The sequence below is a fragment of the Klebsiella sp. 141203 genome (genome assembly GCF_032601985.1).
In the GTDB taxonomy this organism is placed as follows: domain Bacteria; phylum Pseudomonadota; class Gammaproteobacteria; order Enterobacterales; family Enterobacteriaceae; genus Klebsiella; species Klebsiella aerogenes.
The window spans coordinates 1,049,076-1,061,373 of record NZ_JAQIRL010000001.1; the positions used below are offsets into that span (position 1 = coordinate 1,049,076).

12 protein-coding genes and 2 tRNA genes are annotated in these 12,298 nt (G+C 50.9%); 3 read left to right on the forward strand and 11 right to left on the reverse strand.

Annotated elements, in window-relative coordinates:
- Positions 1 to 3: 3 nt before the first annotated feature.
- The 5 genes from PGR29_RS05125 to uvrY all read right to left on the reverse strand — a co-directional run bounded on the left by PGR29_RS05125 (position 4) and on the right by uvrY (position 3,436).
- Positions 4 to 77: transfer RNA gene (locus PGR29_RS05125), tRNA-Cys, on the reverse strand.
- Positions 78 to 117: 40 nt separating this feature from the next.
- A tRNA-Gly gene (locus PGR29_RS05130) sits at positions 118 to 193 on the reverse strand.
- 151 nt (positions 194 to 344) lie between these two features.
- Positions 345 to 893 carry a CDP-diacylglycerol--glycerol-3-phosphate 3-phosphatidyltransferase gene (gene pgsA / locus PGR29_RS05135; protein WP_045390257.1) on the reverse strand — a complete coding sequence of 183 codons (549 nt, stop codon included), beginning with the start codon at positions 891 to 893 and terminating at the stop codon, positions 345 to 347.
- A 57-nt stretch (positions 894 to 950) separates the two neighbouring features.
- On the reverse strand, positions 951 to 2,783 hold the full coding sequence (uvrC, locus tag PGR29_RS05140) for an excinuclease ABC subunit UvrC (RefSeq protein WP_316424175.1): 1,833 nt from the start codon (positions 2,781 to 2,783) through the stop codon (positions 951 to 953).
- The gene (gene uvrY / locus PGR29_RS05145; RefSeq protein WP_087860521.1) at positions 2,780 to 3,436 is read right to left on the reverse strand and encodes a UvrY/SirA/GacA family response regulator transcription factor; all 657 of its coding nucleotides are present in this window, start codon (positions 3,434 to 3,436) and stop codon (positions 2,780 to 2,782) included. Before uvrY ends, uvrC begins: the two co-directional genes overlap by 4 nt.
- Before the next feature lie 465 nt (positions 3,437 to 3,901).
- Here uvrY and PGR29_RS05150 point away from each other — a divergent pair, with 465 nt between their 5' ends.
- On the forward strand, positions 3,902 to 4,126 hold the full coding sequence (locus tag PGR29_RS05150; protein ID WP_015365908.1) for a DUF2594 family protein: 225 nt from the start codon (positions 3,902 to 3,904) through the stop codon (positions 4,124 to 4,126).
- Positions 4,127 to 4,194: 68 nt separating this feature from the next.
- On the opposite strand, the gene sdiA is transcribed toward PGR29_RS05150, so the two are convergent.
- Complete coding sequence (sdiA, locus tag PGR29_RS05155) at positions 4,195 to 4,917, reverse strand: transcriptional regulator SdiA (protein WP_087860520.1); 723 nt, start codon at positions 4,915 to 4,917, stop codon at positions 4,195 to 4,197.
- A 145-nt stretch (positions 4,918 to 5,062) separates the two neighbouring features.
- On the opposite strand from sdiA, the gene PGR29_RS05160 reads away from it, so the two are divergent.
- Positions 5,063 to 6,421: a CoA transferase gene (locus PGR29_RS05160; protein ID WP_410477027.1), complete on the forward strand. Its 1,359-nt coding sequence runs from the start codon at positions 5,063 to 5,065 to the stop codon at positions 6,419 to 6,421.
- Between the two features lie 3 nt (positions 6,422 to 6,424).
- Here the strand turns inward: PGR29_RS05160 and tcyN are convergent, their stop codons facing one another.
- From tcyN to tcyJ, 4 genes are all read right to left on the reverse strand, one after another.
- On the reverse strand, positions 6,425 to 7,177 hold the full coding sequence (gene tcyN, locus PGR29_RS05165) for an L-cystine ABC transporter ATP-binding protein TcyN (RefSeq protein WP_113373554.1): 753 nt from the start codon (positions 7,175 to 7,177) through the stop codon (positions 6,425 to 6,427).
- A complete protein-coding gene (gene tcyL / locus PGR29_RS05170; RefSeq protein WP_015705981.1) occupies positions 7,174 to 7,842 on the reverse strand; it encodes a cystine ABC transporter permease in 669 nt (222 codons plus the stop codon). Before tcyL ends, tcyN begins: the two co-directional genes overlap by 4 nt.
- Positions 7,843 to 7,856: 14 nt before the next feature.
- Entirely contained in the window at positions 7,857 to 8,843 is a 987-nt protein-coding gene (gene dcyD / locus PGR29_RS05175; protein WP_087860518.1) for a D-cysteine desulfhydrase, read from the reverse strand.
- Positions 8,844 to 8,937: 94 nt separating this feature from the next.
- Positions 8,938 to 9,738, reverse strand: a complete 801-nt coding sequence (gene tcyJ, locus PGR29_RS05180; protein WP_045376245.1) for a cystine ABC transporter substrate-binding protein — start codon at positions 9,736 to 9,738, stop codon at positions 8,938 to 8,940.
- Between the two features lie 201 nt (positions 9,739 to 9,939).
- Between tcyJ and amyA the strand changes: the two genes are divergently transcribed.
- Complete coding sequence (gene amyA, locus PGR29_RS05185) at positions 9,940 to 11,427, forward strand: alpha-amylase (protein WP_213794522.1); 1,488 nt, start codon at positions 9,940 to 9,942, stop codon at positions 11,425 to 11,427.
- A gap of 38 nt (positions 11,428 to 11,465) precedes the next feature.
- Here the strand turns inward: amyA and yedD are convergent, their stop codons facing one another.
- Positions 11,466 to 11,885: a lipoprotein YedD gene (gene yedD / locus PGR29_RS05190; protein ID WP_162750162.1), complete on the reverse strand. Its 420-nt coding sequence runs from the start codon at positions 11,883 to 11,885 to the stop codon at positions 11,466 to 11,468.
- Positions 11,886 to 12,298 lie beyond the last annotated feature (413 nt).

The window sequence follows — 12,298 nt, forward strand, 5'->3', positions numbered from 1 at the left end:
AAGTGGAGGCGCGTTCCGGAGTCGAACCGGACTAGACGGATTTGCAATCCGCTACATAACCGCTTTGCTAACGCGCCTTTAATACCTAAACACCCGCTACTGCCGATGCTTTCAATTTGGAGCGGGAAACGAGACTCGAACTCGCGACCCCGACCTTGGCAAGGTCGTGCTCTACCAACTGAGCTATTCCCGCATCATCAAGTAGATTAGGTAATCACTTGATTTTGTTATCGTCTGGAAGACTGTGCCGCCGTTCGATGCGTTGCATTCTACTTATCTCACGCGGTGAGTCAACGGTATTTTTCGCAACTTCGTCTCGTTTGCTGAAATTTGCGTCGAAACGATCACTGTTCAAGCAAATCGCCGCGCGCAGCGTTCAAATATTGCAGCATTGACCACAGCGTCAACACCGCAGCAACCATGAACAGAACGATACCTGCCCACTCCACCCACATATTCGGCCGCCACAGCATCCAGACCAGCGCCGCCATCTGAGCTGTCGTTTTCACTTTACCAATCCATGATACGGCTACGCTGCTGCGTTTACCCAGCTCTGCCATCCACTCGCGCAGAGCAGAAATAATAATTTCACGCGCGATCATCGTCGCTGCCGGCAATGTCACCCACCAGGTGTGGTAGTGTTCGGCAACCAGCACCATGGCAATCGCCACCATTACTTTATCCGCCACTGGATCAAGGAAAGCGCCAAAACGCGTGCTTTGGTTCCAGCGACGCGCCAGATAGCCATCGAACCAGTCGGTAACGGCAGCCACAAAGAAAATTAACGCGCAAACGAAAGGTGCCCAGCTGAAAGGCAGATAAAACGCCAGCACGAAAAACGGTATCAGAATAACGCGAAACAGAGTGAGCAACGTCGGAATATTAAATTGCATGGTAACAGGTAACTATATGTTGTAAGTGTAAATTAGCCCTATGGTGCTACAGAGCCCCTAATGTTTCAACGAGTAGAAGATCTTTTCTGCCAGTCCGTGAGATATACCCGGTACTTGCGCAATTTCTTCTACACTGGCCTTCTGCAAACCCTGCAGACCGCCCATATACTTCAACAACATCTGTCGGCGTTTCGGGCCAACGCCTTCAATCGTCTCAAGAGTACTGGTACTTTTCACTTTCGCCCGTTTTTTACGGTGCCCTGAGATAGCATGATCGTGCGATTCATCGCGAATGTGCTGGATAACATGTAAAGCAGGAGAATCCGGCGGCAGACTAAAGCCCTCGCCTTCTGGTTCAAAGAATAAGGTCTCCAACCCGGCTTTACGATCGCTCCCCTTCGCCACCCCCAGTAGCAGAGGATGATTTTTATCCCACGCTACGTCCAGTTCGGCAAAAACGGCTTTGGCCTGGCCAAGCTGGCCTTTACCACCGTCGATCAGGATAACGTCAGGGATTTTGTTCTCTTCTATAGCTTTACCGTAGCGGCGGCGTAACACCTGATTCATTGCCGCGTAATCATCACCAGGGGTAATACCGGTAATATTGTAGCGGCGGTATTCTGCCCGCAGCGGACCATTGCTATCGAACACCACACAGGAAGCGACGGTTTGCTCCCCCATGGTGTGGCTGATATCAAAACACTCCATCCGCTTTACAGCTGGCAGTTTCAGCAACGTTGCCAACGCCTGCAAACGTTGGCTGACCGTTGATTGCTGTGAAAGCCTGGTGGTCAGCGCGACGGCGGCGTTGGTGCGCGCCAGTTTCAAATAGCGCGCGCGATCGCCGCGGGGTTTGGTCTGCACATTCACCCGACGACCGGCCAGTTCGGAAAGCGAATCGGCAAGCAGGGTTTTATCGCCCAGGTTGAAATCGAGTAAAATTTCCCCCGGTAAGGTTCGCATCTGGCTGCCCTGCAGGTAGAACTGCCCCACGAAGGTTTCCACGACCTCACCCAACTCGGTACCACCCGGAACTTTCGGGAAATAACTGCGGCTACCAAGCACCTTGCCCTGGCGAATAAACAGCACATGCACGCAGGCCATTCCGGCATCAAAAGCCACACCGATAACATCCAGATCGTCGCCGGTATTGGAAACGAACTGTTTCTCAGTCACCCGGCGTACCGCCTGGATCTGATCGCGAATACGGGCGGCTTCTTCAAATTCCAGCGCCTGGCTGGCCTTTTCCATCCGGGAAATCAGTTGCGTCAATACCTGGTCGTCTTTGCCCGCGAGAAACAGCCTTACGTATTCTACCTGCTGCTCATACACTTCTTCACTCACCAGCCCGGCGACGCACGGCCCTAAACAACGACCGATTTGATATTGCAGACAAGGACGCGAACGGTTGCGATAGACGCTGTTTTCACACTGGCGAATGGGGAAGATTTTTTGCAACAGCGCGAGCGTTTCGCGAACTGCGTAACCGTTAGGGAACGGACCAAAATATTCGCCTTTGGCGTGTTTAGCACCGCGGTGCATCGCCAGTCGCGGATGGGTGTCGCCGCTGAGAAAAATAAAAGGATAAGATTTATCGTCGCGCAGCAGCACGTTGTAACGTGGTTGATATAGCTTGATGTAGTTATGCTCAAGCAATAACGCTTCCGTTTCGGTATGGGTAACGGTTACGTCAATTTGCGCGATCAGCGCCACCAGAGCCTCGGTTTTACGCGAAGCCAGGTTGCTGCGAAAATAGCTGCTAAGCCGCTTTTTCAGGTCTTTAGCTTTACCAACATAAATGACGGTACCGCCGGCATCATACATACGATAAACGCCCGGTTGGCTGGTAACCGTCTTGAGGAAAGCTTTTGCGTCAAAAACATCACTCACTGACTTGCTAACGACTCCGCATTGCACAGGCCATGGCGAATTGCCAGGTGAGTTAGTTCCACGTCACCATGAATGTTTAGTTTACTGAACATTCGGTAACGATAGCTATTCACCGTCTTGGGACTCAGGTTTAACTGTTCTGAGATCTCATTGACCTTTTGGCCCTTGGTGATCATCAGCATAATCTGCAATTCGCGTTCAGACAAACTGGCAAACGGCGATTCCGTTTTTTCCGGTTCAATTTGACTGAGCGCCATCTGTTGGGCGATGTCGGAAGCGATGTAACGCTGACCCGAAGCAACGCAACGAATCGCATTGACCACTTCCTGCGGGGCTGCGCCTTTACTTAAGTAACCGGCGGCGCCAGCTTGCATGACCTTCGCAGGCAGCGGATTCTCAGTATGTACGGTCAACATGATCACTTTGGTATCGACAATAGCGCGCGCAATTTTACGCGTTGCTTCAAGCCCCCCGATACCCGGCATGTTCATATCCATCAGGACCACGTCCACAGGATTCGCACGGCACCACTTCACGGCATCCTCGCCGCAGCAGGCCTCACCGACAACTTTAATCCCTTTTATATCTTCCAGAATGCGTCGTATCCCTGCGCGCACTAGTTCGTGGTCATCAACAAGAAGTACGTTGATCAAAGGAATAATCTCCAGAATTAGGGATAACGCTACTGATAGTTTATCTCACATATATTACCGGGTTTTATCGTAACTTTAAAAGCCCAAAAAGTGTCCTGGAGAAGATTTCTCTCCCATTTATGGCAATTTGTCTCCACACCAGGTGGAAACCTATACAGAACATATAGTTGGATTATGTTTCTTTTTTAACATTCGCCCTACAGAAGGAGCAAAAAAAGCAACAGAACAGCCCGCAGATAAATACGTTTCGAAGGATGTAACAATAATTAACTTATCCCAAAAACCGCGGCAAAAATTAACGACGACCGTTAAGATGAACAGATATTATTCAGTAAATTTAACCGCTCAGCGCCCGAAGCCAGGAACATAAATCACACGCTCCTTTTTTTTCTACTGCTTGTGGTATACTGCGCCGCCTTAACATTTAGTATTGCGCAACAGCGCCGATAGCAAACGAGGATATCGATGAGCACACCAGATTTTTCCACTGCAGAAAATAATCAGCAACTGGCGCAGGAAGTCTCCTGCCTGAAAGCGCTACTGACGCTAATGCTTCAGGCTATGGGCCAGGCGGACGCAGGCCGCGTGATTATTAAAATGGAAAAACAAATCGCGCAGATGGAAGATGAGGCTCAGGCTGCCGTATTCTCCAGCACCGTTAAGCAAATTAAACAAGCTTACCGTCAGTAAGAAAGGACCGGCTGAAAGTTATCACTGACAGCCGGTTTCACGTCTGACACGCAGAACGAATGATTCGCTCAAATTAATCCTGTTGCGACGGCATAACAGGCGATTTGCGTTTTGTTGGGCGCGTTAAATTTGCGCTGCATATTCTTCTGATGAAAATTGACCGTATTTTCTGAAATAGACAATATCATCGCCACCTCGGCCGAAGTTTTCCCTTCCGCGGTCCATTTGAGAATCTCCAGCTCGCGTCGGCTAAACTTCATCTCCGGCGGCATTACCATCTCATCCTCCAGGCGCAGCAACGCCAGCAGGCTAAGTTCGGTGAGCGTTCTCAGGCGTAATTCTAATTCGTCCTCCTGATAAGGACCCGGTTGCGTATTTTTTGCAGAAACCGATAAGAATCCCAGCGCATGATTTGGTAAGGTAAGACACTGCGTCACACCTTTATTTAAACCATGATCGCGCGCGCCGTTCCATAATTCCGGCGTATCACAAAAGAGCTGGTCATTCCACGGTAAATGCCCACGAAGAAAATTTTCTCTGCGCAATACGGGATCAACAGCAAAATAATTCTCTGCCTGATAATGAGACATCCAGGCCTGAGGATAAGTTGATTGCAGCGTGAGTCTCGGGCGCGTAAAAGGCACCGGATGGCGCACACAGAGTGCGTAGTAGTCGTATTCCAGAGCCTCTGTTTGCTGCTGGAGCAGGTTATAAACCGAATCCCCATCATGAGTTGACTGGAATTGTTGCAGCATTTCCCGCCGCCAGCTGAAAAAATCAATGTCCCTCATAACCTACCAAATAACCCCTGATTGATAATCATTATTATAAATACATAAAACTAACACATAAATCTTATTTATATGTATAAAATAACGTAGGCATCGCATTATTCGATTTTCGATGACGATTATTTATCGAACTCAGGAGGAAAATATGCTCTCGCCGTCCTCGTCTATGCAGCTCTTTTCCCGGATGTGGCAAGACTTTAGCGCAAGCGCTGTCCCGCCAATCGATTTCCGCCGCCCAGGGGCTTTATCTTCTTGCTTTGCAGTCAGTGATTTTGCTGCCGCCTCTATGGGGATCGCCGCCGCTTACCTTGCCCGCTTATGTTCAACATCCGCCACGCCCATAGTGGATCGCCGGCTGGCGTCATATTGGTTTTCAGCCAGCGCCAAGCCGCATAATCGTCCAGCACAGCAGCTTTGGGATCCATTAGCGGGAGATTATCAAACCGAAGATGGATGGATCCGACTGCATACGAATGCCCCCTATCACAGACTCGCCGTGGCGCAGATTCTGGGACAACATGCGACGCGACAAACACTTGCTCAACAAGTTCTTCAATGGCGCTCGCATGCGCTGGAACAAGCGGTGGTGGAAAATGGCGGTTGCGCGGCGGCGATGCGCAGCGCGGAAGAGTGGCGAGCACATCCGCAGGGCATCGCCGTCAGTCGGCAACCGCTGCTGATAGAAGCCGATTCACCGCCGGGGCCGTCGGTTGCCTGGTCCCTCCCCCGCTCACGTCCTTTGCTCGGTATCAAGGTACTGGATTTAACCCGGATTATTGCCGGCCCCGTCGCAACTCGTTTTCTCGCAGGGTTAGGCGCTGATGTATTACGTATTGATCCTGTCGACTGGCAAGAATCAACGCTCGAAGAAGAGATTACGCTGGGTAAGCGCTGCGCCCGATTGAATATAAAAACACAAACCGATAAGCAACGTTTAATCACGTTAATCTCGCAAGCCGACGTCATTGTTCACGGTTACCGCGCTGATGCGTTGGATGCGCTAGGTCTTGATTGTCATACCCGAGCCGCACTATCGCCGGGAATTGTTGATGTTTCACTAAATGCCTGGGGATGGGAGGGGCCATGGAGAAACCGACGCGGTTTCGACAGCCTGGTACAAATGGGCTGTGGTATCGCTCATGCCGGTCAACGCTGGCGCGACGCGGATAAACCCATCCCGCTTCCGGTACAGGCGTTAGACCACGCGACGGGCTATCTGATGGCTGCAGCAGTACTAAAAGGGATAGAGCAACGCATAGAGAGCGGCAAAGGTTATCATGCGCGGCTGTCTTTGGCTCGCGTCGCCGCCAGCCTGATGGAGTGGCCAGGCGCACGACATGAGATGCCTTTCGCGCCGCTGCAACGTCGTGATTTTCAATCTGCGATGGAGTGGTCGACATTTGGTCTGGCTGAACGGCTAACATTCCCCATCCGCCTGGCAGGTACGCCAATTATCTGGTCACGACCGCCCTGCCGGTTAGGGTCGGCCGCGCCAGAATGGTAAAATTTACTGCATTAAAAATTTCTCAAGGAACTGACGAGTACGCGGCTGCTGCGGGTTAGCAAATAGCTCTCTGGCCTTACCTTGTTCGACGATACGTCCCTGATCCATGAATATGGCGCGGTCGGCGACATCACGAGCGAAACTCATCTCATGGGTAACAATAACCATAGTCCGCTTCTCCTGCGCCAGCTGGCGTATGGTGTTGAGTACTTCACCCACTAACTCAGGATCCAACGCAGAAGTCGGCTCGTCAAAAAGAATAACGTCCGGACGCATTGCTAACGCACGGGCAATTGCCACACGCTGCTGCTGACCGCCAGATAAACGACGCGGATAGCTATTCTCTTTTCCTGATAGTCCCACCTTTGCCAGTAGCTGACGCGCCAAAGAAATGGCCTCGTTCTTATCTTCGCCTTTTACGATAACCGGTCCTTCAATAATATTTTCCAGCACCGTACGGTGTGGAAATAGATTGAAGTTCTGGAACACAAAGCCAACATGCTGACGCAGACGGCGGATTAGCCCTTTTTGCTGGCTAATACTACGCGAAGTATCGATTGTCACATCGCCCACGCGAATGGTACCGCTTTCGGGGTGTTCAAGCAGATTAATGCTGCGCAACAGCGTGGTCTTACCGGATCCGCTCGGACCGATAATCGCCACCACCTCCCCTTCCTGAACCTCGAGATCGATACCGTGGAGCACGGTCTGCCCGTGGAATTTCTTCACCAGTTTTTTGACTTCAATCGCACTCATTTTGGATCACGCTCCTGGCGATTCAGCTGATTTTCAAAATAATTCTGCAACGTCGATAGCACAGTCGCCATCACCCAATAGATAAGCGAGGCGGCCAGATACATCGTAAAGACCTCCAGCGTACGCGAGGTAATTAACTGCGCCTGACGGAACAGTTCCGGTACCTGAATCGTCGCCGCCAGCGAAGTATCTTTGACAAGGCTAATAAAGCTGTTAGAGAGCGGCGGCAGCGCCACGCGGGCAGCCTGCGGTAAAATAGCCCGCCGCAAAGTCTGCCACGGCGTCATGCCAATACTCGCTGCCGCTTCCCACTGCCCTTTATCTATAGAGGCAATTGCCGCTCGCAGCGTTTCCGCCGCATAGGCCGCGGTATTCAACGACAGGCCAATCATTGCCGCCGGGATCGGGTCCAGCTCAATGCCAAACTGCGGTAAGCCGTAATAGATCATAAACAGTTGGGCAATCAGCGGGGTTCCGCGGAAAATAGAGATATACATCCGCGCCAGCCATCTGACCGGCCAGATTGACGACATGCGCATCAATGCGAGGATAAAGCCCAGCAGCAGGCCGAAGAACATGCCGCCGATGCTCAGCTGTAACGTAAAAACCGCGCCCTTTAACAGATAAGGCGCGGAGTCAATGACCAGTTGGATACTTTCTTGCATTCTGTTTTTCTACATTAGACGTGCGGATGATAAGCAAACAGCGCTGGCGCGCCGCCAGTATGGATAAACAGAATCGGCCCCTCATCCTTAAAGCGATTCTGATTAATGCCGTCAATCAGCCCGGCCATGGCCTTTCCGGTATAAACCGGATCCAGCAGGATACCTTCCAGTTGTGCCAGCAGTTTGACCGCTTCCATGCCTTCTTCATTGGGCGTACCGTAGCCTGGCGCGAAATAATCATCCCACAAAGTAATTTCCGCTTTGGCCTGCAGTTCAAGGCTGTTAGCAACGGCCTGCTGCAGCGCAACCACTTTAGGTAACTGGTCGGCAACGCTGCGTGACACGGTCACCCCAATTAATTCCGCGTTCGGCATCAGCTGTTCCAGGCCTACCGCCAGCCCGGCGTGGGTGCCTGCGCTACCGGAGGCGACCACTACCGACGAGATTTCCACCGCCCCTTCGCATTGCTGGGCGATCTCGAGGGCACTTTCGACATAACCCAGCGCGCCAAGGGCGTTTGAACCGCCGACCGGAATGACATAAGGACGGTATCCCTGCGCTTCAATCCGGGTTGCCAGCTCTTCAAGCTGCGCATTAGGATCGGTCAACGCATCACACATTTCGACCTGGGTATTGAACAAATCCAGCAACAGGCGGTTACCGTTGGTCAGATAATTTTCAGCACGAGTGCCTATCGGATTTTCCAACAGCGCGACGCAGTGCAGGCCCAGTTTCGCGGCGACGGCCGCCGTCTGACGCACATGGTTAGACTGTATGGCTCCTGCGGTAATCAGCGTATCAGCGCCTTCGCGTAGCGCATCAGCGGCGAGAAACTCCAGCTTGCGCAGTTTATTACCGCCCATCGCCATTGGAGTCACATCATCACGTTTAATAAAAATATCCCGCCCGAGATGATCGGACAGGCGCGGTAGATATTCCAGTGGCGTCGGCGCGCCAATAAATTCCAGGCGCGGGAAACGCGTTAAATTTTGTAGTGACATGGCACCTCCAGACTCAGTTATCCTTATTATGCACGCAGTTGCGCGCTAAATAAAAAAAGGCGCCATTATCAGCGCCTTTTTTCATCTGCAGACGTTACTTAGTGACGTCTGCACCAAACCATTTTTCTGAAAGCGCCTTCAGGCTGCCATCTTTCTGCATATCTGCAATGGCCGTGTCCACCGCTTTCAGCAGATCTTCATTACCTTTACGCAGCGCCACGCCGGATTCCTGACGGGAGAATGCTTCACCGGTTACAGCCAGGGTATTGTTGGTTTTCTTCACCAAATCCAACGCTGCCAGGCGGTCGACCAAAATAGCGTCAATACGGCCTACGCGCAGGTCCTGGTATTTTGTCGGGTCATCATCATAGGTACGAATATCAACGCCCTGTACATTCTGGCGCAGCCACTCTTCATAATTGGTGCCCAAGCCAACGCCGACTTTTTTGCCTTTCAGGTCCGCCGCGGTTTTAATTACGCCTTCGTTACCCTTCTTCACCAGCGCCTGAATACCAGAAATAGTATACGGGGTGGAGAAGTCGTATTTTTTCTTACGCTGGTCGGAAATAGTGACCTGGTTAATCACCACATCAATACGTTTAGAATCAAGAGAAGCCAGCATACCGTCCCATTTGGTGGGTTTGAGGTCTGCTTTCACACCGATGTGTTTCGCCAGTTCATTGGCAAACTCGACTTCAAAACCGGTCAATTTTCCATCATCGCCTTGATAACTAAACGGCGGGTATGTGCCTTCCAGGCCAACGCGCAGCGTGCCGCGCTCTTTGACCTGATTAAGCAGATTTTCAGCGGCAAAGGTTTTCACGCTTACACCAGCCATCAATGCTACGGCCATTGCGCCCATCAGCGCCTGGCGACCCAGAAGTGCTAATTTCATAGATACCCCGAATATGATGAGATTTTCCTGTAGTGTAAGGCGTTTAGCAGCAGCCTACCAACATCTATCCGCTACATCTTATGCCAATTTATTATATATGCAGCCATTTAGGGTATAGCGAAAAAGCAACGAAATTATTCATATTTGCCAGTTATCTCCCATACTGCAAAGGTCAGCTTGATGACGCCAGGAGCATGGAAGATGAAAAACCCCACGTTGTTGCAATGTTTTCACTGGTATTACCCGGAAGGTGGTGAGCTATGGCGGGAAGTAGAAGCCCTTGCGCCAAATCTCAATGAAATCGGCATTAATATGATTTGGTTGCCGCCAGCCTATAAGGGCGCTTCCGGCGGTTATTCGGTTGGCTACGATAGTTACGATCTTTTCGACCTTGGTGAATTCGATCAGAAAGGATCGGTTGCCACCAAATATGGCGATAAGGCTCAGTTGTTAGCGGCGATACATGCGCTTAAAGAGCATCAAATTGCCGTCCTACTTGATGTCGTCGTAAACCATAAGATGGGGGCCGATGAGAAAGAGCGCATTCGCGTACAACGCGTTGATGAACAGGATCGAACAAAAATTGCGGAAGAGATCATCGAATGTGAAGCCTGGACTCGCTATACCTTCCCGGCCCGTGGTGGACAATATTCACAATTCATCTGGGACTATAAATGTTTTAGCGGCATCGACCATATCGAAAACCCCGATGAAGATGGCGTATTCAAAGTGGTTAATGACTACACCGGCGACGGCTGGAACGATCAGGTCGACGATGAAATGGGCAACTTCGACTATCTCATGGGCGAAAACATCGATTTCCGGAACCATGCCGTCACCGAGGAGATAAAATACTGGGCCCGCTGGGTCATTGAACAAACTGGCTGCGATGGTTTTCGCCTTGATGCCGTCAAGCATATTCCGGCATGGTTTTATAAAGAGTGGATTGAGCACGTACAGAGCTCCAGCGAAAAACCACTCTTTATTGTTGCCGAATACTGGTCGCACGAAGTGGATAAACTACAGCAGTATATCGACCTTGTTGACGGTAATACCATGCTGTTCGATGCGCCGCTGCAGATGAAATTCCACGAAGCCTCACGTCAGGGGCGCGATTACGACATGAGTCAAATATTCACCGGCACGCTGGTTGAAGCCGATCCCTTCCATGCGGTTACGTTGGTCACGAATCATGACACCCAACCGCTTCAGGCGCTGGAAGCGCCGGTCGAAGCCTGGTTTAAGCCGCTAGCCTATGCGCTGATTTTACTGCGTGAAAACGGGGTTCCCTCGGTATTTTACGCCGATCTGTTCGGCGCCAGTTATGAAGATACCGGCGGAGATGGCCAGACTTACGCCATCGAAATGCCGGTTATCGAGCAACTTCATGAACTCATCGACGCACGTCAGCGTTTTGCTCACGGCGTACAAACTCTGTGGTTCGATCATCCTAACTGTATTGCCTTCAGCCGCAGCGGTACCGATGAACATCCTGGCTGCGTAGTGGTGCTATCTAACGGCGATGACGGCGAGAAAACGCTCCCGCTTGGCGAAAATTACGCCAATAAACGCTGGACGGATTTTCTTAATAATCGCCAGGAGATAATTGAAACCGATGACGAGGGCAATGCCGTATTTACCTGTAATGCCGGCAGCGTCAGCGTGTGGGTCATTGAAGAGGTACTGTAAAGCAAACGGGCCGGCTTTCGCCGGCCCGTCAAAATAGATTACTGTGCGGTTTTACTCGCCGCCTGATTCTTTTTCCAGGCCTGTTCGCACTCCGGCGTTAAGCGTTCGACGCGGGTCAACGTCATTCGATCGTATTCCAGCGTGTTTCCATTACGTTCAATAGGATAAATATCAAGGCTGCTGGTCACATTATAAACCTGATCGTCGCGGTTCATTAATTTTCCCGGTTCAGCAATCACCCGTTGCCACTGACGGCAATCGAGGGTATCCCCGTCTTTGGTGACGATCAACGTCGCTATCGCCTCAGGGCTAACCATCGCGCTTTGCGGGCCCTTCGATTGCCAGAACCCTTCCAATCCTGCAGGCGCTGGCGCTTTAACCACTGCCTGATAGGAATCAACCTGTGCGCATCCGGACAAAGCAAGCAACGCGCCAGCCATAACAATCTTTTTCATCATCCATCCCACAAACCGATAAAAAAGTATTGTGGCATTAAAGCGTTAAGGCCGCCACCCCTACGCGATACCCAGGTTGCTTAGGCTCGCCGCTAATCTCAGCATTTACGCTTATCGATTATTATTAGCCGTATTAAACATGAATGGAAAATACATTTTTTGAATAAAATACAGACAGCACCAATTTAATTGGCGGTCGCCCCATAAGGATAATCCGAAAATAAATTGAAATCGTGGCGACGCCATGGCCCAGCGCCGGGCATTATTACTGTCAGGAACTGTTTATTCTTTTTTCATGGCTTTACTTTAAGAATATTCCTGGCAAATTATGAGTATTATTAGCGAATAGTTTAGTCTGGCTAATGCTTTCCGCATAAAGTCAGGCGTTATAAAAATGGACTTCATCACACGGCCAG

Bases quoted from the DNA above. Each gene is read 5' to 3' on its own strand.
- tcyN (WP_113373554.1), bottom strand. From the start codon at position 7,177: ATGAGTGCGATTGAAGTCAAAAAACTGGTGAAGAAATTCCACGGGCAG.
- yedD (WP_162750162.1), bottom strand. From the start codon at position 11,885: ATGATGAAAAAGATTGTTATGGCTGGCGCGTTGCTTGCTTTGTCCGGA.
- dcyD (WP_087860518.1), bottom strand. From the start codon at position 8,843: ATGTCACTACAAAATTTAACGCGTTTCCCGCGCCTGGAATTTATTGGC.
- amyA (WP_213794522.1), top strand. From the start codon at position 9,940: ATGAAAAACCCCACGTTGTTGCAATGTTTTCACTGGTATTACCCGGAA.
- PGR29_RS05150 (WP_015365908.1), top strand. From the start codon at position 3,902: ATGAGCACACCAGATTTTTCCACTGCAGAAAATAATCAGCAACTGGCG.
- tcyL (WP_015705981.1), bottom strand. From the start codon at position 7,842: ATGCAAGAAAGTATCCAACTGGTCATTGACTCCGCGCCTTATCTGTTA.
- pgsA (WP_045390257.1), bottom strand. From the start codon at position 893: ATGCAATTTAATATTCCGACGTTGCTCACTCTGTTTCGCGTTATTCTG.
- tcyJ (WP_045376245.1), bottom strand. From the start codon at position 9,738: ATGAAATTAGCACTTCTGGGTCGCCAGGCGCTGATGGGCGCAATGGCC.
- PGR29_RS05160 (WP_410477027.1), top strand. From the start codon at position 5,063: ATGCTCTCGCCGTCCTCGTCTATGCAGCTCTTTTCCCGGATGTGGCAA.
- sdiA (WP_087860520.1), bottom strand. From the start codon at position 4,917: ATGAGGGACATTGATTTTTTCAGCTGGCGGCGGGAAATGCTGCAACAA.